Genomic DNA, 23,106 nt, shown 5'->3' with positions numbered 1-23,106 from the left:
CAGAGAGCTGAATGTGCTGACCGACGACGAACTGACCATGCTCGAAGCGATCCGGACCAGCGGCAGCCTGTCGCGCGCCGCTGCACGGCTCGGCAAGGCGCCGTCCACCGTCTCGCATGCCGCGCGCCAGCTGGAATCCCGTTTCGATGCGCTGCTGTTCGATCGTCGGCGGTACCGCATGGAGCTGACGCCGGCGGGTCAGCTTCTGGCCGACGAGTCGCGACGCCTGATGGCGGACAGCGAACGTTTGAATCAGCGCATCCGTCAGATTGCAAACGGGTGGGAGGATCGGCTATGGATCGTCACCGATGAAATCGTCGAGTTCGAACTGCTGATGCCGCTGATCGATGCCTTCGACAAATTGCAATCAGGTGTGAGCCTGCGTCTCACGTCGGAGGTGCTGGGTGGCACCTGGGAAGCGTTGCGTGACGGCCGGGCCGATCTCGTCATCGGCGCAACCAACGAACCGCCAGCGATCTCGAAGCTGCAATGGGCCGAGCTCGGCGTCATGGAGTGGGTGTTCGCGGTCTCGCCACGGCACCCATTGAGCCAGGCTGGTGAACCGCTGACGCGCGAGCAGATCGCCGCGCACCGCTCGGTGGTCGTCGCCGACAGTTCGCGCACGCAACATGCGCGTGTTTATGGCGTCCTGGGCGGCCAATCCGTTCTTGCCGTGCCCAGCATGTACGCGAAGATCGTCGCGCAACGGGCCGGTCTCGGCGTTGGCTGGCTTCCACGCCATCGTGTTGCCTCATTGCTGGCGCGCGGTGAACTGCTGGAATTGCAGACCCGCGAACCCCGTGAACCCAACACGTTGTTCGCGGGCTGGCGGACCGACAGTTCGGGGCGGGCGCTGAAATGGTGGCTTGAACAATTGAAGCAGCCGCGTCTGGCTCAACACATTCTGCGCGGCATCGACCGGTTCGAGGCGCGCCGCACCTGATCGATCGGAACCCTTGGCGCGTGCCATCAAATATCCCAAGCGCTACATCATGCGTGACCTATTATCAGGGAAGGTATGAGTAGGACGACTGCTGTCGCGACGGTGCTCGTCCGGGAGAAAGAGCGATGGTTCGAAAAGAGATACTCGACGCGCTGCGGGTGTACACCGATCCGTTCCGCGTCACCAGGGGCAGCGATTTCTCCCTGAAGAAATTCGATCCGGGCGAGACGCTAGGACTCGAAATGGAGAAGGAGGAAGCGCGGCGACTTCTCCAGCGCGGGTCGAAATGGCTCGCGATGGAACAGGAAATCCTCTACGCGCAGGATTCCTGGTCCGTGCTGCTGGTGTTCCAGGCGATGGACGCCGCGGGTAAGGATGGGACGATCAAGCACGTCATGTCGCGCGTCAATCCGCAGGGTTGCGATGTCGTCTCGTTCAAGCAGCCGTCGGTCGAAGAGCTCTCCCACGACTTCCTTTGGCGCTATTGCACGAAGGTCCCCGAGCGTGGGCACATCGGCATCTTCAACCGCTCGTACTACGAAGAGGTGCTGGTGGTGCGCGTGCATCAGCATCTGCTCCATGCGCAGAAGATCCCGCCAGGACGGGTCGGCAAGAAGATCTGGGACGAGCGGCTCGCCGACATCGCGCGATTCGAGGACTATCTGACGCGCCAGGGCGTGGTCATCCTCAAGTTCTATCTGAACCTGTCGTTCGCGGAGCAGAAGAACCGCTTCATGGAGCGCCTTCACAATCCCGACAAGCACTGGAAGTTTTCCGCAGCCGACATTCGCGAGCGTCGATACTGGAACGACTACATGCATGCCTATGAAGAGGCCATCCGCGCGACGGCCACCGAAGCGGCTCCGTGGTACGTCGTGCCCGCCGACCATAAGCCGTTCACGCGCCTGATCGTCGCGGCCGCGATCGTCGAGGCCGTCGAGAAGCTCGACCTCGAATATCCGAAACCCACGCATGAGCATATGAAGGATCTCGCCGCGGCGCGGGAGGAACTTGGCGCCGAAGCGGTAGAGGGGACGAAAGGCGCTCGACCCAGGGGCGATCGCTGATCCTGGAACCGGGAGAGACGAGGATGAGCTCAGTAGAGACTGCGGCACCGTGGCATGCGCTACCGGCCGACGAAATCGAGCGGCAGTTCAAGGTGGATCCCGCGCGCGGCCTCGATGCGGCGGATGCGACCGGCCGGCTCGCCACCTATGGACCGAACCGGCTGCCCCAAGGCAAGAAGAAAGGGCCGGTCGCGCGATTCCTCGCGCAGCTTCACAACATTCTGATCTACGTGCTGCTCGCGGCCGGTTTCATCAAGTTCATGCTGGGACTTTGGCTCGATGGCTCGGTCATCCTGGCCGTCGTCATCCTCAACTCGCTGCTCGGCTTCCTGCAGGAAGGGCGGGCCGAGAAGGCGCTCGACTCGATTCGCAACATGCTGTCCGCCGAGGCGCGCGTGATGCGCGGCGCGGCGGTCCGTCTGATTCCCGCCGACGAACTCGTTCCTGGCGACATCGTGCTGCTGGAGTCGGGCGACAAAATCCCCGCGGACATGCGTCTGGTCGAGGCCAGGAATTTGCGCACGGAGGAAGCGGCCCTGACCGGCGAATCCATCCCGGCCGAGAAAAGCACCGCGCCGGTGCCCGCCAAAGCCACGGTCGGCGACCGCGAGAACATGGCGTTCTGCGGCACGATGGTGTTGTCCGGCCGCGCGACCGGCGTCGTCGTGGCGACCGGGAGCCAAACGGAACTCGGCCGGATCAATCAGATGCTCGCCGAGGTCAGCGCGCTCGAGACCCCGCTGCTGCGCCAGATCAAAAAATTCGGCTACGTCATCACCGCGGTGATCGCCTGTGTCAGCGTGCTGCTGTTCTCGTGGGGCCACTGGCTCGGACACATGACCTTCGTCCAGTTGTTCCAGGCCATCGTGGGGATCGCGGTATCGGTGATCCCTGAGGGGCTGCCCGCGCTCATCACCATCACGCTCGCCATCGGCGTGCAGCGCATGGTTCAGCGCAACGCGATTATTCGCCGCCTGCCGGCGGTCGAGACGCTGGGCGCCGTGTCGCGCATCTGCTCGGACAAGACGGGCACGCTGACGCTGATGGAGATGATGGTGACCTCCGTCGTGACGGCGGAAGCGGCCTATACCGTGAGCGGCGACGGCTATGCCCTCGAGGGAGAGGTCAAGGCCGATGGCAAGCCGCTCGGCGCGGCGCCGGACGTGCTCAGGCTGATGGGCCGCGTGTCGGTGTTGTGTAACGACGCCGAGCTTTTCGAGGAAGACGGAAAATGGAAAGTGGAGGGCGACCCGACCGAGGGCGCGCTCTATCCGTTCGCCGCCAAGCTGGGCATGGACCGTGCGACCGAGACGGCCGCCGCACCGAGATTCGACGCGATTCCGTTCGAGTCCGAGCACAAGTTCATGGCGACGCTGAACCGGTCGGCGGACGGCGAGATACTGCTGGTCAAGGGCGCCCCGGAAGTGATCCTCGATCACTGCGACCGGCAGCAGACAGCGCTAGGCCCCGCGCCGCTCGATCGCGAGCACTTCGCAAGGGAGGGAGACCGGCTCGCCGCGCAGGGTGAGCGCGTGCTCGGACTGGCGTGGCTGTCGGAGCCGGGCCTGCGCAGCGGCGGTCTGGGTCCGCAGGACCTGCCGCGTACGCTCGTGCTGCTCGGCCTCGTGGGCCTCATGGACCCGCCGCGCAAAGAGGCCATCGATGCCGTGCGCGAATGCCACGGCGGGGGCATCCGCGTCACGATGATCACGGGCGACCACAAGATCACCGCGGCGGCAATCGCAAGAATGCTGGGGATCGGCGACGGCAAGACGGCCGTGTCCGGGACCGAGATCGAGGCGATGAACGATGCGGCGCTGCAGGAATGCGTGCGCGGCGTCGACGTCTTCGCGCGCGCGAGCCCTGAGCACAAGCTGCGGCTCGTCAAGGCGATCCAGGCGAACCGGCAGATCGTCGCGATGACGGGCGACGGCGTCAACGATGCGCCGGCGCTCAAGAAAGCCGACATCGGCGTCGCGATGGGCATCAAGGGCACCGAGGTCACGAAAGAGGCGGCGGGGATGATTCTCGTCGATGACAACTTCGCTTCGATCTCCGCGGCGGTGAAGGAGGGACGCACGGTCTACAACAACATCGAGAAGGCGATGCTGTTCCTGCTGCCGACCAATGTCGCCCAGGGCGCGGTGATCGCGGTGGCGATCCTGTTCGCCTTCACGCTGCCGATCACGGCGCCGCAGATCCTGTGGGTCAACATGATCACTTCGGTCGCGCTCGGCCTGACCATTTCGTTCGAGCCGCACGAGGCGGACGTGATGCGCCGCGCGCCCCGTTCTATCGACCGGCCGATTGTCACGCGCTTCGGCATCTGGCGCATCCTGTTCGTGGGCCTCGCGCTCGTGCTCTATACGCTGTCGACCTTCTTCTGGATGAAGTCGCACGGGGCGTCGGATCAGATGGCGCGCACGGCCGCGGTCAACGCCATTACGCTCGGCCAGGTGTTCTATCTGCTGAACATCCGGCATCTGCTCGATTCGTCGCTGACCGTGCGCGCCCATCAGGGCAATCACTATCTCTGGTACGGAATAGCCGGGGTCATCGTGTTGCAGCTGCTGTTCACCTATACGCTGCCGTTCCACGCCATCTTCGATACCGAGTCTCTACCCATCTCGGCATGGGTGTGGCTCGTCGTCGGCGGGTTCCTGTTTTTCCTCGTGGTGGAAATAGAGAAGCTCGTGATTCGGCGCGTCCCTGCATTGAGCGCGTTTGCGACTTCCCAACAGGAGGGCGCGGCATTGCGCGATGATCCGTTGAAGTAGGCCCCGAGGGGCCACCCACTACATCTCGTGCACGCGGCGGAGGATGAAAAACAGATTGGCCGAGACGGTATTCACGATCGGTATCCGCTCGAAAGGCCGGTTCAGCTTCATGCCGATATTGGCGAGTGCATTAAGCGCTCCGCCGCCCTTTATGCCTTTTGCGAACGTCGGAAAGACCTGGTGATAGCCGCATTCTTCGAGCACGAACCCCGAGCTGAGAAACAGGCGCTTCGCGTCGCTGAGGCTGTACAGCCGATTATGGCCCGTGTATTTCTTCATGACTCTGCAGGCATTTTCGGTCACCGATAAACGGTTCGGTAAAAATGTGATGATCAACAAACCGTCGTCTTTCAGCACGCGCCATAGTTCATCGACACTCTTTTGCTCGCGGGCCACGTGCTCGAGTACGCCGCTTCCGATCACCACGTCAAATTGATTGTCTTCGTAGGGCAGCAGAAATTCATGCTCGAGGGAGCGGAAAGACAAGCCGGCGTACTGATGGAACTCCGCGAATTGCCCATCTTTGCAGATATCACAGCCAGATATGTCGATGTCGTGGTAGAGCGTGCGAAGCATGCACGAATCGGGAGCATGCCTGCATCCCCAGTCGAGCACCTTCATTCCAGGCTTGATATACGGCGCGTAAATCTCGAACGCGCGTACGTGGCGATCGAGACTGGCGTCGTTGGCGATCACCGATTGCACATAGTCCCGGTATTCACCGTTGCTGCGATGAGCAACGTACTCCTCGCAAAGCTTGGCATAAGTCGCCTTGACCTGCTGCAATTCAGTACTCGGGATCGTTTCAGTGTCGATGGGTCTATGCATATTTCCCTCATATCGGTGCGAAAACGATGCGACGAATTCCAGACGCTACCGGGCCAGTATGCTGGTAATCCATGGACCATGTTGAGATCTGCGCAACTCGTTTCCGGAGTGCCGGCTTTTGCTATCCCCGTGGCATCGGAGTGAGCATTTCGCGGGACGCTGACTACTCCGGTTTTGTGCGCTGATGGACTGCGTTTGGCGAGACCTGCGGCGTCGACTACCTGGAAAAAGCCACGATAGTGATCGGGTTCAAGTTTTGAAGGATAGCAGTTGAAGTTGTCAAAACCGGTCGGGGAATCTCCACGTTTTGCGCCTTATTCTGATCGTTTTGCGCCTTCGCACGCAGGGACGGGGCCAACGCCCATGCTACCGGTCGATATGGCCCCGCTACATTCAGCGTCAATTTATCAACGCAAAACGTGTAGGTGAGTCGACGCGCCAGCAGGCCAGAGCCCCGGATAACTCGCGCGAAGCGGGGCGCGCGGGCGATACCTCAAACCGCTGCCGTCACGCTGAATTCCACCAGCAGTTCAGGCAATCCGAGCGTCGCCTGTACGGTGCAGCGCGCAGGCAGATGCTCCGGATCGACCCAGTTCTGCCAGACCGCATTCATGCGGTCGAACAGCGCGATGTCTTTCAGGTAGATCGTCACCGACAGGAGTCGCTGCTTGCTGCTGCCAGCCTGTTGCAGCAACGCATCGATGCGCGCTAGCGCAACGGTCGCCTGCTCCTCGATCGTGCCTGCATCGGGGGCGCCGGACGAGGTTTGCCCCGCGAGGAAGAGCAGATTGCCCGCACGCACCATCTTGCTCATGCGTGCATTGCCAGCGGTTCTTACGATAGGAAACGCATTCATTTGGGGACGAACTCCGTCGGTTGTGCTGCATTCAGATCCGGGACATGGGATTCGGCGAGATCGCCGAGGCTCACCGGTTTGATCGGCGGGCGAATCCGGTAGTAACCGACTTCCGCCACGGGTTTCGCATGCGCTTCGGCCAGCAGTTCGGCGACGGTCAGGCCACATAGACGCCCCTGGCACGGGCCCATTCCGCAACGGGAAAACGACTTGCTCTGGTTCGGTCCGGTGCAGCCAAGACGCGCCATTGCCCGGATCTCGCCGGCACTGACTTCCTCGCAACGACAGACGATGGTTGCGTCGGCGGGACGGCGAAACGCATCCGCCGGACGATAGAGCGTGTCGAGGAAAGGGCGTACGGCGCGGTGCCGGTCTAGTTGTCGTCGCAACGGTGCGGCTCGCTCGTCACGCGACTCGCGGCGTAGCGCGCCGAGCCGATGCGCTACGCCCAGCGCGCTCAGCGCGCCCGCTGCCTGGGCTGCGATCGCGCCGTGGATGCCGCCGCCGTCGCCCGCGACGAAGAGGTTCGGCACCGTGGTCTCGCCCCATGCATCGGTGCGCGGGTGCCAGCAGAGTTGGGCCTCGTCCCAGCGATGCTCGCAGCCGATCGAGCGAGTCAGTTGCACGTTGGGCACCACGCCCTGATGCAGCAGGACGACGCTCGCGGGGATCTTCGACGTTCGCCCCTTGGCCGTGTATTGCACCGACTCCGCGCGGCCGTCGCCCTCCACGGAGAATCGGGTCACCTGGCGAATGTGCGGAATGCCACTACGCCGGATCGCATTCAAGAGACGCCGGCCCTTCGCCAGATAGGCTGGCGTGCGCAATGCGCCCGGCAGTTGCGCGAGCGCGCGCCAATAGTTGCGCGATGGCGTCGTATCGAGGATCGCCGCCGGGGCCCGGTTTGCCTGAATCAACTGCCAGGCGAACAGATACATCAACGGTCCGCTTCCCGCCAGCACGACAGGTCCATCGGGCAGCACGGCTGACGATTTGAGCAGCGTCTGGGCGGCGCCCACGCCCATGACGCCGGGGAGCGTCCAGCCTGGAACCGGGCAGGGCCGTTCGTAAGCGCCGTTGGCGATGACCACGGCTTTTGCACGGATCTGTCCGCTTGCCGCTGTGCCGCTGCGACGTGTGTAGCTGATCTCCAACGCGCGCGTGATCTGCCACACGAGCGTGTCGGACCAATAGCGCAGGCGCGCCTCGCCGAAGCGGGCGACCAGCCTGGCGCCATCGGTGTAGTCATTGCCGAGCAGTGCCGCGTCGGGCAGCGGCGAGCGTCCCACGTTGCGATAGATCTGCCCGCCCGGCAGCGGGTTTTCGTCGAGCACGAGCACGTCGAGGCCGGCGCGCGCGGCGTCGAGCGCGCACGCCATGCCGGCCGGCCCGGCACCGACGATGACGAGGTCCACTGTCACGATCGTCATACGAGTGCCCTCGCGCCAGCCATGGCCTTGATCTCCATCCCGTCGCGCACGCGCACCATGCAGGCTTGCTGGTTCGGCAAGCCATCGATTTCGACGAGGCAATCGAAGCACACGCCCATCATGCAATACGGCGCGCGCGGCGCGGCGCCTACCGGCGTGTGACGGAACACGCTGACTCCGGCGCACAGCAGCGCCGCGGCTACGTTCGCGTGCTCCGGCACGTCCACCGGGCAACCATCGACGACGATCCGCACGGTGCGGGGCGAGGCACCATCGATCTGACTAAACAGCGAAACGTTTTGCATAGAAGTAGTCCAGAAGAGAAGGGCGCTGGCCGCCGAGCAGCCAGCTCACGAGCAACTCGCAATGCGCGGCCGCGAGCGTCACGCCGCTGTGGCAGGTCGCGATGAACGCGCCGGGATGCGTCGGGGATTCCTCGTAGACGGGCATGCTGTCCGGTGTCATCACGCGCAGTGCGCCCCATGCGCGCACGACGCGCACGTTCTTCAGCAGCGGAAACTGCGTCACGGCCTTGCGGGAGATGTGCGCGACGATCTCAGGCGTCACGCCGTCGTCCATGCCCACGTCTTCGGCGGATTCGCCGAGCAGGACCGACCCTTCGGCGGTTTGTCTCACGGAGAGCGTCGGGTACTTGAGGAACGGACGCACGCGTTCGGTCACGAGGATCTGACCGCGCAGCGGCACGACCGGCGAACTCAGTCCCACCATCGGCGCGAGTTCGCGGTTGCCGAGCCCCGCGCACAGAACCACGCGCCCCGCTTCGAGCGTGCGCTTGCCGGTATCGATGCGATAGCCGCCGTTCGCGCGCTCGATCGACTTCACCCGGGCCTCCGGCACGTAGTGTCCGTTCGCGCGCTCGAAGGCGAGGAACAGCGCACGCAGCGTGTAGAGCGGGCTCACGTGACCGTCGTTTGCCGAGTAGACCGCGCCGGCCACGTTCTGACCGACCTCCGGGATGCGCTCGGCCAATTGCTGGCGGTCGAGGATGTCGTAGGTGAGCCGTGCATCGCGGGCCTGCAACTGACGCAGCGTATCCACGCTGCCCGCCAGCGCGTCATCGGACATCGCGATGCTGACGCCGCCGGGCCGCGAATAGCCGAGACTGAGCGACGACACGGCTTCGAGCTCCGCGGCGAACGCCGGCCAGAGCAGCGCCGATTCGAGCGACCAGCGACCGTAGTCGACATGTTTCCTGCCCTTGCCCGATACCCAGATCAGGCCGAAGTTGCCACGCGCCGCCCGGACGCTGGAGTCTTCGCCGTCGAGCACGATCGTCTTCTGGCCGCGCTTGGCGAGTCCGTAGGCGATCGCCATTCCCACCAGGCCGCCGCCGACGATCGCAAAATCGTATTCGTGTTTCATCAATGTTTTCCCGTCAGAACCTTGTCGAGCCCCACGAGCCTGTCGAGGGCGAACATCAGGCCGAGCGTGACCGCCATGATCACCGTGGCGACCGCCGCGACTTGCGGGTCGACGGTTTCGCTCATGCTCATGTAGATGCGTACCGGCAGCGTGATCGTGGTGGGCGCCGCGATGAAGATCGTGGCGGTCAGCTCGTCGAAGCTGCTGGCAAAACCGAGCACCCAGCCGGCGGCAATGCCCGGCACCAACGCGGGCAACGTGATGCGCCGAAAGGTGGTCCATGCATTCGCGCCCAGCGAGACGGCGGCGTGCTCGGCATCGCGCGTCGTCGCGACCAGCGACGCCATGATGAGCCGCAGGCAATACGGGAACACGAGCATCACGTGAGCCAACACGAGCGACACGAACGACCCGGATACGCCAACGCGCGTGAACAGTTGCAGCAGCGCGACGCCCAGCACGACGGGCGGAATCATCAGCGGGGAGAGCAGCAGCGAGTTGATCGCGTCGCGGCCGGCAAAGCGGTAGCGCAATAGACCCAACGCGGCCGGCACGCCTAGCACCGCGGCGAGCGTGGCGGAGAGTGTCGCGAGCCACAGGCTGTTCGAAAACGCCTGAGTGAAATCCGGATTCGAAACGAGCGCCCTGAACCAGCGCGTCGAATAATGCAGAGTCGGCACGCTCAGCAGATTGCCCGGCGTAAAGGCAACGAGACAGACGATCGCGAGCGGCGCGATCAGAAAGACGGTGAACAGGGCATGGAAGCCGAGCGCCACCGGACCGTTTCGATTCATGCTGCAGTCTCCCCAAGGCGGCGCTTCAGGCGTCGCTCGACGACGCGGCTGTACAACGCGACGGTGCCGAGATTCAGCACGAGCAGGCACACCGCGATCGCTGCGCCCATCGGCCAGTTCATGCTGTGCAGGAACTCGTCGTAGGCCGCCGTTGCGACGACCTTCAGGCGCCGGCCGCCGATCAACGCGGGGGTCGCGAACGCGCTCGCGCTCAGTGCGAAGACGATCAGGCTTCCGGACAGAATGCCCGGCGCGGTCTGCGGCAGGACGATGCGGCGCCATACCGTCAGCGGACTAGCGCCGAGCGAGATGGCCGCGTTGGCCATCTGCGGGTCGATGCTTTGCAACGAGGTCCAGACGGACAGCACCATCAATGGCACCAGCGCATGCACCAGCACGACCACGACGGCGGAAAACGAGAACAGCATCTGCGGCGGCGCGTCGACGAGGTGCAGGCCTACGAGCACTTGCGCGACGACACCCTGGCCGTCCAACAGGATCGACCAGCCGAGCGTGCGTACGACAGCCGAGATGAACAGCGGCCCGAGCGTCAGAATCAGGAAGAAGGCACGCCAGCGAGCCGACATGCGGAAGATGAACCAGGCTTCGGGGACGCCTAGCACGATCGTCCCAAGCGTCACGCTGATGGCAAGCGCGAACGTGCGCAGGAAGATCTCGTGATAGTACGGATCGCTGATGATCTGCGCGTAGTTATGCCACGAATAGACATCGAGCACGCCGCCCGAGGCCGCGTCGAAGGCTTGCAGGCTCAGCATGCCGACGAGCGCCATCGGAACGACGAGCAGCAACGTGAAAAGCAGCGTCACGGGCGCGACGAGCAGCGGACCGTTCGGCCGCCGGCGGCGCGTCGTGTCCGGCGGCAGCGGCCGGATCATGGGGCGCGTGGCGCTCATCGCGGGGCCCCCACGGTGTGCGGTGCGAGCGGACGCAGCGCGGCGCCGGACCAGTCGAGGCCGACCGCGTCGCCGACCTGCGCGACGTGCCCGCCGCCATTCGCAAGCTGTACCTGCAGCTCGCCGATTTCGGTGCTCACGTTGACCGACCAGCAGTTGCCGTGAAACGCGCACGCACTGACGCGCCCGTCCACCTGCCCGGCGCCGCTCGCGACCAGCTCGATGCGTTCGGGACGCAGTGAGAACGCGTGTTCGCCACACGCGTGCGGCGCGTCGAGCGGCAGGCTCGCCGGGCCCACCTTCAGCATCCGCCGCGCGCCGTCGAAACTCACGTGTCCATGCAGCACGTTGGCACGACCGATGAAATCCGCGGCGAACAGGCTGCCCGGATCGTCATAGACACCGGTCGGGGTATCGAAACGGACCACCGTGCCCTGATTGAGCAGCGCGACGCGGTCGCTGATGGCCAGCGCCTCGGCCTGATCGTGCGTGACCATGACGGTGGTGGTGCCGACCTTCTGCTGGATCGCGCGCAACTCGGCCTGCATGTCGTGACGCAGTTTTGCGTCGAGGTTGGACAGTGGTTCGTCCAGCAGCAGCAACGGCGGCTCGATGACCAATGCACGCGCGAGCGCCACGCGTTGACGCTGCCCCCCCGACAGTTCGCGCGGATACTTCGATGCATGGCGGCCGAGTTGAACCAGCTCCAGCGCGGCCAGACAGCGGCGCTTGCGCGCTGCACGGTCGACGCGCCTCATCTGCAGTCCGAACTCGACGTTCTCCGCAACCGTCATGTGGGCAAACAACGCGTAACTCTGGAACACGATGCCGAGGCCGCGTTGCGCGGGCGGCGTGCCGATCAGCGATCGACCTTCGAGGCTGATATCGCCCGAGGTCGGCTCGACGAAGCCGGCGATCATCTGCAGGGTCGTCGTCTTGCCGCAGCCCGATGGTCCGAGCAGGGAGACGAATTCGCCGCGCGCGACGTCGATGCTGAGGCCGTCGACCACGACAGTCTCGCCGTACTGCTTGTTCAGGCGTTCGATCCGTAAATAAGTCATGACTTGGGTAGACCTTGCAATTTTTCTGGCGACGACGGAAAGGCACCTGAGGCCCGTTCGCGCTCGCGGACGGGCTTGTGTCGAGCGACTTCAGGTGCCGGCAGCGGCTCAGCGCTCGACGTCACGATTCCATTGCTGCGTCCACGACGCGCGCTTGTCGTTGACCACGTCCCAGTCGACCCTCAGCATCTTCGCGACGGCGTCCGGGCTCGCGACGCGCGCCGCCACCTCCGGTGACAAGTGGGTCAGCTTGTTGACCGGAGCGACGCCTTCTTCCGCCGCATACAGCGCCTGGATGTCCGGCGACAAAGAGAACTGCACGAACTTCTGTGCGAGCTCGTTCGGCGCGTCGTGTTTGACCGGGCACATGCTCAGACCCAGTACCACCGCGCCTTCCTTCGGCGCGACGAACTTGACCGGCACGCCCTGATTGCGCAATGCCTGGGTGCGGCCGTCACCCCATGCGGCAAGCGCGATGCTGTCCGTCTGGAACAGCTCGGAGATCTTTCCCGGCGATGGATCGAACGACAGCACGTTCGGCGCGACCGATGCTTTCACCATGTCGAAGCCGGGCTGGATGTTTTTCTCGCTGCCGCCGTTGAGCCGGGCGAGCACGATCAGCGATTGCAGACCATACCCATTGCTGATGGTGGGAAACGCGACCTTGCCCTTGTAGCGCGGGTCGGCCAGGTCGTGCCACGAAGTCGGCGGCGCCCATCCCTTCGCGGCGAAGAGGCGCTCGTTGTAGACGAGACCGGTCGCGTTCAGCCCGATCGTCACCGCCTTGTTGCTCCTGAAGCGGGCTACGTCGAACAGGTTCTGGTAGACCGGCGCATCGGTGAGGGTGTCGCAATAGCCGAGCTGGATCGCCTGATACATCGGACCGTCGTCGAGAAACACCACGTCGAGGCTTTGCTTGCCTTTTTGCGCCTGAAGGCGCGCCATCGTCGTCGTCGAATCACCGGGGACGACCACGACCTTGACGTTGTTGGCCTTCTCGAACGGCGGAATGATCTTCTCTCGCAGCAGCTGTTCGAAGGAGCCGCCGAAGGCGCCGACGTAGAGCGTCGTTTCAGCGTGGGCTTGCGCCGCGGCAAAAACGCCGGCGAGCAGGATCGGGACGATACGTTTGCGCATTGAAGCCTCCATCGATATCTAAATGTTATGCTGCTGGTTATCGGGTATAAGCCCGTCTGACGCACAGTTTTGTGCGCCAAATCGGCATCGTCAAATCAGGAAATAATCGCGAACGATGCATAAATGTTATGGAGTGGGGGATGAAGAGCCGGCAGCTTGAAGCGTTCCGGGCGGTGATCCTGCGACAGTCGATTACCCGGGCAGCCGAAATGCTGCACATCACGCAGCCAGCGGTGACACGCCTGATCCTCGACCTGGAGACGGAAATCGGCTTCAGCCTGTTCACACGCGAGAAGGGCAGACTGTTCCCGACTTCGGACGCGTTGCTGCTCTATCAGGAGGTGGAGCGCTCGTTTGTCGGTGTCGAACGCATCGCCCATGCGGCACAGCAGATCCGCTCGCTCACGAGAGGCTCGCTGAACGTCGCGGCGGCACCCGCATTGGCGTTGAACCTGCTGCCGGAATGGATCACCGATTTCACGCAGGCCCACGAAGGCGTGACCGTGTCGTTACTCATTCACGGCACGAAACTGGTCGGTGAACTCGTCGCAAGCGAGCAATGCGACATCGGATTCGTGACCTATACGACATGGCAGCCGGGCGTGCGACTCGAGGCACTGTTCAGTGCCGACATGAAATGCATTCTGCCCAAGGGACACCGGCTCTCGCGCAAGCGGATCATCACGCCCGAAGACCTGGCCGGTGAGAAGTTCATTTCCATGCCGCGTGAGTACGACACGCGCCGTATCGTCGACGAGATCTTCGCCGAGCGGCAAATAGAACGTGTGATGAGCGCGGAGTGTCAATTGTCGGCCGCCATCGCAACATTCGTCGCGCGTGGTGCTGGTGTGTCGATCATTGACCCGGTGTCCACCGACTATCTGACGGAGCGCGTTTCCGTGCATGACTTCGCGCCGGCGATCCCGTTTGAATACGGCGTCGTGACCTCCGACAGGCAGGCGCCGTCGCGTCTCACGACCGCCTTCATGGAGTTCGTGCGTGAGAAGGTGAAGGAGCGGTCTGGGCGGCGCCGGAGCTGATTTGCAGATAGTTTCGCAGTCCGTTCATGATGATTCGACTCTCTCAACCCTGTTCGAGGAATCCTGTATGAAACGTTTCTGCTGTGCGCTCGCTGTTCTCGTGCTATCCGCCCATAGCCTTGCCGACCCGCTCGACCATGGCGATCTCGTGACGTTTGCGACGCGCGATGCGGTCACGCAAAGCATCTTCGTCGAGTCGCCTTCGTCGAGCCCGGCGTGGGTCGTCGTCCTGTTCGGGGGCACGCCGGGTGCGCTGCATCTGGACACTTCCGGTGCGACGACGCTCAAGGGCAATTTTCTGATTCGCTCGGCGCATCACTGGATCGATCGGGGAGATGCCGTGGTGTTGGTCGATACGCCTTCCGATCATGTGGAGGGCGTCGATGACCTGTTCCGTCGCAGCAAGAAGTCGTTCGCCGATACGCAAGCCATCGTGGCGAAGGTACGTGAGCGGTTTCCTACGTCGAAGATCGCACTGGTCGGGACGAGTGCGGGGACGGTGTCGGTCGGCAATGCGCTCGAGCGCGATGCTGGAATCGCGGATGCGTTCGTTTTGACGTCGCCCGTTACGGTTTCTCGCAAAGGGGGCGGCGCGAATATCTCGGATCTCGACGTGGATGGCAACACACATCGGGTGCTTGTTGTCTCCAATAAGAACGATCAATGCGTGTCGTCGCCGGCCTATGCGGGTAAGCGCCTCGCTGAGCGTAATCACTATGCGTACGTCGAAGTCGGTTCGACGGAAGGGGAAGGCGATGTGGCGACCCGGTGCGGTGGGCATTCGCCGCATGGGTTCCTTGGGATTGAGACTGAGGTGATTGGTGATGTTCAGGGGTGGTTGGAAGGGCAGCCTTCGCTGGCGAAGTGAAGTTTTTTCGGTTGTGGATTGGACGTGCTTTGGTGCGGAGTTGATGCCTAAGCATCCAGGCCGGTTCGCTGGGGACAGCGATTCGGCCATAGCTGACGTTGGAGCGGGCCCAGTTCTACGTCAGCTATGTGGCTCATCGCGACACAGCCCCCAGGCTAACTACCCTGATAAATATCGCACGACAGTCCCACCATGCACGGTTGCCCATCTCGGGTTTTGCCGTAGCCATTTCGTCCGCCCGGTTGGGCTCCATAGTCCCACGTACTGTCGCCGTCCATCGGCATTGCCCGCTGCGATGGATTTATTGGCTGCTGACTGGATGAATGGCTAGCGACGTCTGACGGTTGCGTTTCCTGAGAGTCGGCAGAGCCGGCCGCAGTGAGCAGGAATAGCAGGATGGCTACGGCCGAGGGTTGCACTTTCATTTCTTCACCTTTTCGTTGTCAACGGGTTGCATGCCTCGCGCGCCGTCAGATCGTTGTTAGCTCCCTCCGAAAAAAACGTTGCATTGTGGATCTATCCGGCACGGTCTGGCACGTTTTGCACCGCTTTGTACCCGTGTGTCGGGCGTGCCGCCGTATGCTTCCATCCCCGCACTCGGGTCAGAGGCTTGTGTTGCGGCGTTTTCTTGCGGGGCGGGTTGAGAGGCTTGTGGTGTGCCTTGCGAATGAGCAACACCGGCCATGACAAACAGCACGACAGCGGATGCAACCATCAGAGGTGATTTCATGTTGGTTCCTTTATCTACGTTGAGTTTTCTATTCATGCGATTCGTTATTCGCGTTTCGCACGAGCCAAGGCCGATTCAGCTCATCACGACGACTCACCGCTCCGGGTGCACCCGACGAATGCCCCCTCAGCGTTGCTGTCATATTCATTCTTGGTCAGGCGAAATGCCGTCGCAACGCACATGCGTAGGCGGTAGACAGCCATCGTCGGCGAAAGATGTATGCATGCTCGCCGTCCGATTCCGGTGACATGTCGATACTCGCGTCCCGACGGCGCCCCTTCCTGAACTGTTCAGGGTGCGGGGCGAGCGCACGTTACGTCGCTGATACATTTGTGTATCGAATGCGATCGATCGAAAGCACGCTGGCTGAAGTCAGTGGGTTGGGTGGCCGCCGGCAGGCGGCAGGCTTCGGTCAAGCGCTGGATCCGTGACCGGCGGGACGCCGAGCTTGATCCCTCTATCTGCCAGCATGACGATGAGTTCCGTACGGCGCCGCAGATTGAAATGCGCAAGCAGATGGCTGATGTATTTCCGTACCGTAATGTCCTCGAGGCCCATTCTTAGGGCAATGGCCTTGGACGGAAGTCCGCGTACCAGCCACACCAACGTTTCGAACTCTCTCGGCGTGAGTCCCATCTCGGATGCATTGCTCGTTTCCGATTTAACGCGTGGCTGTCTATCCTCAGGTCCATTAGCCGGAGCCTTGTCAGTGTCCATATCACGACCGAGGCTGGCGATGCTCGAGGCTGGTAGGAACACGCCCCCGGCAAGCACCGCGCTTATCGCCGCACGAAGCGCTCCCGGCGGCGATGATTTGGGCACGTATCCCATGGCGCGAAGTTGGATGCATCGACTGATGGTTTCCACTCGCTCATCGGCCGATATCACGATCACCGGTAACGACGGTCGCGACTCCTTCAATTCGGCAAGCGCGTTGCAACCGTTGCCATCGGGCAGGTCGAGATCGAGAAAAACGATGTTCAGGTGCTCGCAAAGCGCATGATTCACCCCCTGCGACAATGTGCTCGCGTGTAGCAACTCGATGTTCGGAAAGAGCTCCGTCAGTAGAAGCGCCAATCCGGCTCTGAACAGTTCATGGTCGTCGACGATCAGTACGCGCATTCCATCGTCTCCCAGAACTGTCTTCGAGCCGAGCTGCGATTACGCATCGGAGGATGGCTAAACCGGTAGTGATCGTCCGATGTCTTCAGGTCAGATAGTACCCAGTGGCGGCTGATCTATACGGCATCGCCTGAAAAGTGGCGGTTTTCACCCATCATTAGACGAATCAAGCGTACCAGGAGGACCACCGCACTCGGGGCGCGTTCAGTCACTGATCGTTCGCGAGATCGAGTTTCATCTTGCGTTGAGCGTTCACGTACCGGCTGATGTCCGCCAGCAGGTCTTTGGGGGCGGAGGACTTGCGCAATAGCACGAACGGTTTGGGGAAGTCGCGAAGGACGTGATCGGACAGCAGTTCGCCGGTGATAAAAGCGACGGGAATAACGCCCGCCCACGCGAAATGACGCCTGATCCGATTCGCAACCTCCTTGCCGGTGACTCCCTCGCGCAGACGGATATCGGCGACGACGAGATCGGGAATGCGGCTGTCATCGGCAAGGATGGCTTCGAATCCTGCCATTGACTCGGCGGCGTACACGAGCGCGCCCGCGCTTGAGAAAAGACGCCTCAGGCCTTCGAGGACGGTAGGTTCATCGTCGCACAGGAGCATGAACGTGCCGGTGAGATCGGGCGTGTAGGCGTCGCCCTCCTGAGCATTTGCCCCGACGACCGGGGTTGATGCCGAAACCGTTGCGTAAAGGGAAAAGCGCGATCCGCGCCCCTCCACGGAGGCGAAACTCATGCTGTGCCCCGGCAGAATATGGATCGCACGATGCACAATCGACAGCCCTAGTCCCAGCCCTTTCGAACGGTCGCGCCCCGGATTGTTGATCTGATAGTACTCGGAGAAGATCGCGTCCCGATGGGCAGGCGCAATGCCGATGCCGGTATCCCATACATCGACTCGCAGCCGTTCATTCAGTTGCACCCAGCCAAGCACAACGCCACCCGATGACGTGTTCTTGATCGCGTTAGATACGAGATTCGATACGGACCGCTTGAAGAGCGATCGGTCGGTCTCGATGGACGGTGGGTACCTTGGCCGCCCCGCAATTCTTAGATCGATGCCACGCAACCGGGCCGTCTCCCGGTATTGTTCGAAGACCTCGGTCAATAGGCCGTGGGTATCGACCGGTACGACATGCGGAACATATGAGCCCAGCTCGCTGTAGTCCTGAATGTCCTTGAACATTTCGAGGATGTCGGACGCGGCCTCCTCGACGACATCGAGCTCGCGATCCACGGCGTAGCCGTCCTTGATCCTCGTCCGGGCGCTTCGGATGAAAAGGTTGATTGCGGCGAGAGGCTGCTGGATGTCGTGATACGCCGACGAAAAGAATCGCTCTTTCTCCCTGACGAGCTCTTGCATGCGTCTGTTCTGCTCGTTGACCGCGCGCGACGCCGCTTCAATGCGAGCCTTGGCCGCGCGCAAGGTGCGCCGGTACATGAATTCGCGCCTCGCGGCACGTTCCAGCGGAATGCTGAGCAGCACACCGACGACAGACATCAACGGCACCATCGTGGCGTGCGCAGCCACCGACTCCATGCGCAGTTCGACACTCCCGCCGACGGGTTTGAAATAAAGCATGATCAGATAGCTGACGACGCATATCCCTATTAGCCAAGCCGCCGTGGTGACCCGAAGCCGAAAGGCCATGAATATCACGAAAAGGCAAAGCATCAACACCGGATAGACTTCCCGCCAGCCAAGGTCGCCCGGATAGAACTGCAGCATTCTCAGGGTGGTGAGCCAGCAACTGATCGTCCAGACACTGAGCAGCCCGACGGCCCATCGCTCATCGAGTGCGCGCGGGGTCCAGAACAGCACGGGAATCGCCATTCCGATCGCTCCGGCGACTCGCAGCACAATTAGCTCGTTGTGGTGCAGATGGGCGGGATCGAGTACGTTCAACCGGGGGAAGTCGCGGATGGAAAATACGATCCACAATGCGGTGAAGATTGCGATGGCGAGTCTGCGCTGTCCGGAGAACCGTCGCGCGTAGTCCCACCGGAACGCGCGCTCCTGAGCCGCCGAGCTGAACCTGCGCACCCTGAGGCCTGACGATCTCATGACGACGCTCGATCAGGAAATTCGCCGCCTGCGGATAGGGGCAGCGTGCAATTCAAACAGAATAGCAGGGCGCGATCCGAAGTTATACACACAAATGTAGCGTTCTGGATGCGCCTGTCGGATCAGGAGCGCCTACATGTTTCGGACTTGATCGATGTCGAACTTCTGAAAGTGTTTAGGTTTGTACGACGCCTGCCCACATCTGCTTGTGGCGCTCGCCCATGCTCGGGGCTGAGGGCATCGACCGGTTGAATCCGCCGCCAGATTGCCGACGTAGAATCCAGTCGTCCCCAATAGCGGCAATGGCCGAATCGTGGGCGTAGCGCGTCCGTCAGGTTCCGGAGCAATGCAGCCAATCGAAAGGCAGCGTTCCCGGTTCGCTGGCCGGCAGGTTGTCGCCTAGGCCCCCCACCCCCCAAAGCGCACCCATCACCCACGCTCCAACCGCCTACCCACCGTCCCCACCAACCTGTCAAACGGCAACGCGCCGGCAGCAAGCGCACTAACCTGCGAAAAATGCTCCTTCACGATATCCGTCAACACCTGGCCCGGCGGCGCCTCGACCAGCACATGCGCGCCCATTTCCTGCATCGCCGTCAGCGCATCGAACCAGCGCACGGTGTAGCGCATATTGGTCGCAAGATCGTCGCGAATCGCCTCGGCCGTATATAACGGCCGTCCACCGCGATTGCCGATATAAACACCGCCAGGTCTTTCAAAGCGCAACTCGCGCGAATACGCCAGCAGTTCGTCGCTTGCATGCGCGAGCAATTCGCAATGCGAGGGTACGCTGACCTCGAGCCGCGTGGCCTTGCGCGCGCCGGCCGCGAGCGCGCGTTCGATGAACGCGTCGAGTGCCTCGTTAGCGCCGGCCATTACGATCTGCCGCGGCGCATTGACGTTGCCGATATACACGCGATGCCGTGGCTCGGCGCCCTGCTGCGCGACGAGCGTTTCGACCTGATGCTCGCTCAAGCCGGATACCGCCGCGAGACCATAGCCCGATGGATAAGCGGTTTCCATCAACTGGGCGCGTCGGCGCACCAGCCTCAATGCGTCGCGAAACGCCACCGCACCGCAACTGACCGCTGCCGGATAAGCGCCGACCGACAGCCCCGCGCTGATTTGCGCTGTCAGTCCTTCATCGGCGAGCGCGCGTGCGATCGCGACGCCCGCGATCGTCAAGCCCAGTTGCACGGCAACGGTCGAATTCAAAGCCTCGGATGAGTCGAGCGTCAGCACGTCGACGTCGAGCGTGTCGGCTGCTTCAGCGAGCGTGTCCTGTACCGCGCGATGCTGCGGCAGCCGATGCAGAAAGCCTTCGCTCTGCGCACCCTGACCGGGGAAGAGAAGGCCGAGCATCAGATGCCGCCATCATTAGCAGCAGCGGCCCATGGATCGGCGATCAACTGTGGACCGCTAGCATGCCGGGCCAGCACACGCGCCTTGCCCCCGGCCCATTCGGCGAGCGCCACGCCGCCCGCGGGCGTTTCGAGTTGCGCATCGAGGCGGGCGCCGATACGTTCCGCGTGCGTATGCAATTGCTCCAACAACGCACGCGCGAGCTCCAATGCGAGCCGCTCAGGCATGCGAATCAACAGATCGAGATCGCTCGCTTCGTTGACGGTCGGCACGCGTGTCGCCAGTTCAAATCCCGTACTACCCGCAGGACCCCAAACGAATCTCGCGAGCGGGCCAGTCGAATCACGTTGCAATGCAATCAGCGCAGCGAAAGCGGGCAATGCATCACGTCCGTCATCGGCTTGCGATCGCGCCAGCGATTCAGGCGACACGGCACTGACGATATCGTCCGCATGCACCCATGTGCCGTAGCGCTCTGCTCGCTGCGCGCCGCGCACGCCGATCGCAACGAAACCATCCGCGGCAAGCGCGCGTCGAACGACCGCATACGGCGCACGTTCGAACGCGTCGCGAACCCACGCCGGTTCGTCGGCGAACGCATGCAGCCGGCGCAAGCACAACAGGTCATGCGGTCGCCAGCGCGCGTCGCACGACGTGGCGCACTCGGTGGAGAAGGGCGCCGCCGCACAGACGCCCATCACACAGCATCCCATTGCTCGGCGAGACGCCGACGCACCTCGATCGACGCCGCGCGAGTCTGCCGCGCCGTTGCCGATTCCAGCCGGCGCGCGAGCGTCCGATTCCCCTCGCGCGCGCTGCGAATCTGCGCTGCCAGCACCGCACGCACGCGCTCGATCTGCGCCGCGTCGGGCGCATCCGCGTCGATGCCTTCGATCAGCTGATCGAGCAGCCCCAACTTCGCGAACGACGCCATCGAATACGACATCGGCACGATCGTCTCGCCAAGTTCGTCGAGCGCTTCGACCGTGCGGCGCGTGACGCGCGCGGCCGCTTCCTTGCCCATCGCGTGGACCATCGTGCCGGGTGCGTCGAGCGCGACGATGCGGTTCGCCTGATAGCCGTGCGCGAGGAACGCGCCCGACATCGCCGGACCGACGATCAGCGCGATCACCGGATGTCCCGCATCACGCGCGCTTGCGTAGGCATCGACGGCGGCCGCGCAGGCGAGGTGAATGCCGAGCATTTCCTCGCGATAGCCGTATGCCTGGCTCTTCACGTCGACGATCGCGACGATCGGGCGGCGCGCGCTGGCGTCCATACCTGCATCCGCGTCGATCACTTCGCGCACCGCGCGCGCGAGTTGCCAACCCTGTTCGAGCCCAACCACGTTGGTAGTCGCGCGTGGAAAGCGGTTCGCGGGGTCGGGCACGACCGTGATGAAGCGCGCGGTCTCGCCGCCGAGCGGCGCATCGCCTCGCCAGACGGGCGCCGCGCTCGACGGCGCACCTGCCAGTGCCTCGAACCAGCGTACGCCGCGTGTGAGTGTCGTGTCGTTCATGCCTGCTCCTTGTTCGATGCAGCGCGGCCTTGCGCTTCGTATACGTCACGCACGGTCTCCGGCGTGACGTTCGCCGGATCGATCTGCGCGAGCCGCCGCAGGAACGTGTCGACCTGCTCGCTGCGGTGCGCGGCCGGCACGCCCTGCGCGAACGCGGCGTGCACGGCGGCGCGCACCGTGTCGGCATCGTCGTCGACGAGCGTGTCGGCGAGTGCGCTCGCGACGCGCTGCTCGCCGCCGATCAGTTGCCACACGCGGCGCCGATCGCTCGCATCGAGCTCTTCGATACCGGCTTCCTGCTCGATCACTTCCGGCCCGTTCATGCCGAGCCGCCCCTGCTTCGTCACGATCAGGTACGAGCACAACGCGGCGGCGAGCGACATCCCGCCAAAGCAGCCGACCATGCCCGCGATCACGCCGACCACCGGCACGTGCCGGCGCAGCGCGACGATCGCCGCCTGGATCTCGGCGATCACCGCGAGCCCGAGGTTCGCTTCCTGCAGCCGCACGCCGCCGGTTTCGAACAGCACGACGGGGCGCACGAGCTTGCCGCGCTCGCAGTCGCGCAACGCCATTTCAAGGGCGGCGGCGATCTTGCTGCCCGATACCTCACCGATGCTGCCGCCCTGGAACGCCGATTCGATCGCGGCGACCACGGCCGGCTCGCCGTCGATCGTGCCGCGCGCGATCACGCAGCCGTCGTCGGCCTGGCAGACGATGCCCTGCAAGGGCAGCCACGGCGACTCGATGCGATCGAACGGGCCGAGCAATTCGCGGAAGCTGCCCGCGTCGAGCAGCGACCGGGCGCGCTCGCGCGCCGGCAGTTCGATGAAGCTCTCGTGCAGGAGCGGCGTGCTGTGAATGGTGGCGGTCGTGCTCATGCCGGGTCTCCTTCCTCGGCCGCTTCGACCGCTTCGGCGAGCCGCAACGCGACCACGCCGGGCGTCGCGCCGAAGTCGTTGATCTCGATGTGCGCGGCGCCGTCGTAGCGCGTGAAGAAGCGGTCGAATACGCTCTTCCAGATGTGGCTATAGCCGTCGACGCTGGTGCGCACGACCACGTGCGCGACGAGCGCCGAGCCGCTTGCCGTGGCGGCGGCGGGCGAGAGCAGCACTTCCAGATCGCCCGAGCCGACCACGCCGACGTGCGCGCGGGTCGTGACGGCGCGTTGCGCCGGATAGTCGAAGGTCAGATGTTCCATGAG

At 63.3% G+C, this 23,106-nt stretch carries 22 protein-coding genes; 5 read left to right on the top strand and 17 right to left on the bottom strand.

Translation table 11 applies throughout. The features are described 5' to 3' along the window. The first annotated feature begins 13 nt into the window (after positions 1 to 13). The 3 genes from CI15_RS11025 to CI15_RS11015 all read left to right on the top strand — a co-directional run bounded on the left by CI15_RS11025 (position 14) and on the right by CI15_RS11015 (position 4,787). Positions 14 to 943 (top strand): LysR family transcriptional regulator, encoded by a 930-nt coding sequence (locus tag CI15_RS11025; protein WP_062127600.1) that lies wholly within the window; start codon positions 14 to 16, stop codon positions 941 to 943. 125 nt (positions 944 to 1,068) lie between these two features. Further along, positions 1,069 to 2,010, top strand: coding sequence for a polyphosphate kinase 2 family protein (locus CI15_RS11020; protein ID WP_062127598.1), 942 nt, complete (start codon positions 1,069 to 1,071; stop codon positions 2,008 to 2,010). Between the two features lie 23 nt (positions 2,011 to 2,033). Further along, complete coding sequence (locus tag CI15_RS11015; RefSeq protein WP_062127596.1) at positions 2,034 to 4,787, top strand: HAD-IC family P-type ATPase; 2,754 nt, start codon at positions 2,034 to 2,036, stop codon at positions 4,785 to 4,787. 18 nt (positions 4,788 to 4,805) lie between these two features. On the opposite strand, the gene CI15_RS11010 is transcribed toward CI15_RS11015, so the two are convergent. From CI15_RS11010 to CI15_RS10970, 9 genes are all read right to left on the bottom strand, one after another. Beyond that, positions 4,806 to 5,615 (bottom strand): class I SAM-dependent methyltransferase, encoded by an 810-nt coding sequence (locus CI15_RS11010; protein ID WP_062127594.1) that lies wholly within the window; start codon positions 5,613 to 5,615, stop codon positions 4,806 to 4,808. 493 nt (positions 5,616 to 6,108) lie between these two features. Further along, positions 6,109 to 6,429, bottom strand: a complete 321-nt coding sequence (locus CI15_RS11005; RefSeq protein WP_241495831.1) for a RidA family protein — start codon at positions 6,427 to 6,429, stop codon at positions 6,109 to 6,111. 38 nt (positions 6,430 to 6,467) lie between these two features. Further along, positions 6,468 to 7,901, bottom strand: coding sequence for an NAD(P)/FAD-dependent oxidoreductase (locus CI15_RS11000; protein ID WP_062127590.1), 1,434 nt, complete (start codon positions 7,899 to 7,901; stop codon positions 6,468 to 6,470). Continuing rightward, positions 7,898 to 8,206 carry a (2Fe-2S)-binding protein gene (locus CI15_RS10995; RefSeq protein ID WP_062127588.1) on the bottom strand — a complete coding sequence of 103 codons (309 nt, stop codon included), beginning with the start codon at positions 8,204 to 8,206 and terminating at the stop codon, positions 7,898 to 7,900. Before CI15_RS10995 ends, CI15_RS11000 begins: the two co-directional genes overlap by 4 nt. Next, positions 8,184 to 9,287 (bottom strand): NAD(P)/FAD-dependent oxidoreductase, encoded by a 1,104-nt coding sequence (locus CI15_RS10990; protein WP_420915853.1) that lies wholly within the window; start codon positions 9,285 to 9,287, stop codon positions 8,184 to 8,186. The genes CI15_RS10995 and CI15_RS10990 overlap by 23 nt, the downstream gene beginning before the upstream one ends. After that, positions 9,284 to 10,078 (bottom strand): ABC transporter permease, encoded by a 795-nt coding sequence (locus tag CI15_RS10985; protein ID WP_062127584.1) that lies wholly within the window; start codon positions 10,076 to 10,078, stop codon positions 9,284 to 9,286. Before CI15_RS10985 ends, CI15_RS10990 begins: the two co-directional genes overlap by 4 nt. After that, the gene (locus CI15_RS10980; RefSeq protein ID WP_062127581.1) at positions 10,075 to 10,974 is read right to left on the bottom strand and encodes an ABC transporter permease; all 900 of its coding nucleotides are present in this window, start codon (positions 10,972 to 10,974) and stop codon (positions 10,075 to 10,077) included. Before CI15_RS10980 ends, CI15_RS10985 begins: the two co-directional genes overlap by 4 nt. Positions 10,975 to 10,988: 14 nt before the next feature. Next, a complete protein-coding gene (locus tag CI15_RS10975; RefSeq protein WP_062127580.1) occupies positions 10,989 to 12,053 on the bottom strand; it encodes an ABC transporter ATP-binding protein in 1,065 nt (354 codons plus the stop codon). A gap of 108 nt (positions 12,054 to 12,161) precedes the next feature. Continuing rightward, the gene (locus tag CI15_RS10970) at positions 12,162 to 13,190 is read right to left on the bottom strand and encodes an ABC transporter substrate-binding protein (protein ID WP_062127578.1); all 1,029 of its coding nucleotides are present in this window, start codon (positions 13,188 to 13,190) and stop codon (positions 12,162 to 12,164) included. A gap of 71 nt (positions 13,191 to 13,261) precedes the next feature. Here CI15_RS10970 and CI15_RS10965 point away from each other — a divergent pair, with 71 nt between their 5' ends. Both CI15_RS10965 and CI15_RS10960 read left to right on the top strand, forming a co-directional pair. After that, positions 13,262 to 14,230 (top strand): LysR substrate-binding domain-containing protein, encoded by a 969-nt coding sequence (locus CI15_RS10965; RefSeq protein ID WP_241495830.1) that lies wholly within the window; start codon positions 13,262 to 13,264, stop codon positions 14,228 to 14,230. Positions 14,231 to 14,297: 67 nt separating this feature from the next. Continuing rightward, positions 14,298 to 15,098, top strand: coding sequence for an alpha/beta fold hydrolase (locus tag CI15_RS10960; RefSeq protein WP_062127575.1), 801 nt, complete (start codon positions 14,298 to 14,300; stop codon positions 15,096 to 15,098). A gap of 481 nt (positions 15,099 to 15,579) precedes the next feature. Here the strand turns inward: CI15_RS10960 and CI15_RS35275 are convergent, their stop codons facing one another. From CI15_RS35275 to CI15_RS10925, 8 genes are all read right to left on the bottom strand, one after another. Next, positions 15,580 to 15,864 (bottom strand): hypothetical protein, encoded by a 285-nt coding sequence (locus CI15_RS35275; protein WP_241495829.1) that lies wholly within the window; start codon positions 15,862 to 15,864, stop codon positions 15,580 to 15,582. Between the two features lie 336 nt (positions 15,865 to 16,200). Continuing rightward, a complete protein-coding gene (locus CI15_RS10955; RefSeq protein ID WP_062127573.1) occupies positions 16,201 to 16,950 on the bottom strand; it encodes a response regulator transcription factor in 750 nt (249 codons plus the stop codon). 208 nt (positions 16,951 to 17,158) lie between these two features. After that, positions 17,159 to 19,021, bottom strand: a complete 1,863-nt coding sequence (locus CI15_RS10950) for a hybrid sensor histidine kinase/response regulator (protein WP_062127571.1) — start codon at positions 19,019 to 19,021, stop codon at positions 17,159 to 17,161. A 429-nt stretch (positions 19,022 to 19,450) separates the two neighbouring features. Then, positions 19,451 to 20,383, bottom strand: a complete 933-nt coding sequence (gene mdcH, locus CI15_RS10945) for a malonate decarboxylase subunit epsilon (RefSeq protein ID WP_062127569.1) — start codon at positions 20,381 to 20,383, stop codon at positions 19,451 to 19,453. After that, a complete protein-coding gene (locus CI15_RS10940) occupies positions 20,383 to 21,081 on the bottom strand; it encodes a malonate decarboxylase holo-ACP synthase (RefSeq protein WP_062127567.1) in 699 nt (232 codons plus the stop codon). Before CI15_RS10940 ends, mdcH begins: the two co-directional genes overlap by 1 nt. Beyond that, on the bottom strand, positions 21,081 to 21,902 hold the full coding sequence (gene mdcE / locus CI15_RS10935; RefSeq protein ID WP_062127565.1) for a biotin-independent malonate decarboxylase subunit gamma: 822 nt from the start codon (positions 21,900 to 21,902) through the stop codon (positions 21,081 to 21,083). The genes CI15_RS10940 and mdcE overlap by 1 nt, the downstream gene beginning before the upstream one ends. Continuing rightward, the gene (locus CI15_RS10930) at positions 21,899 to 22,783 is read right to left on the bottom strand and encodes a biotin-independent malonate decarboxylase subunit beta (RefSeq protein WP_062127563.1); all 885 of its coding nucleotides are present in this window, start codon (positions 22,781 to 22,783) and stop codon (positions 21,899 to 21,901) included. The genes mdcE and CI15_RS10930 overlap by 4 nt, the downstream gene beginning before the upstream one ends. Next, the gene (locus CI15_RS10925; RefSeq protein ID WP_062127561.1) at positions 22,780 to 23,103 is read right to left on the bottom strand and encodes a malonate decarboxylase subunit delta; all 324 of its coding nucleotides are present in this window, start codon (positions 23,101 to 23,103) and stop codon (positions 22,780 to 22,782) included. Before CI15_RS10925 ends, CI15_RS10930 begins: the two co-directional genes overlap by 4 nt. Positions 23,104 to 23,106: the final 3 nt, after the last annotated feature.

Source organism: Paraburkholderia monticola (assembly GCF_001580545.1).
Classification (GTDB): Bacteria; Pseudomonadota; Gammaproteobacteria; order Burkholderiales; family Burkholderiaceae; genus Paraburkholderia; species Paraburkholderia monticola.
Note: the sequence above shows the minus strand (reverse complement) of the source record. Positions and strands in the feature narration are given on the sequence as shown.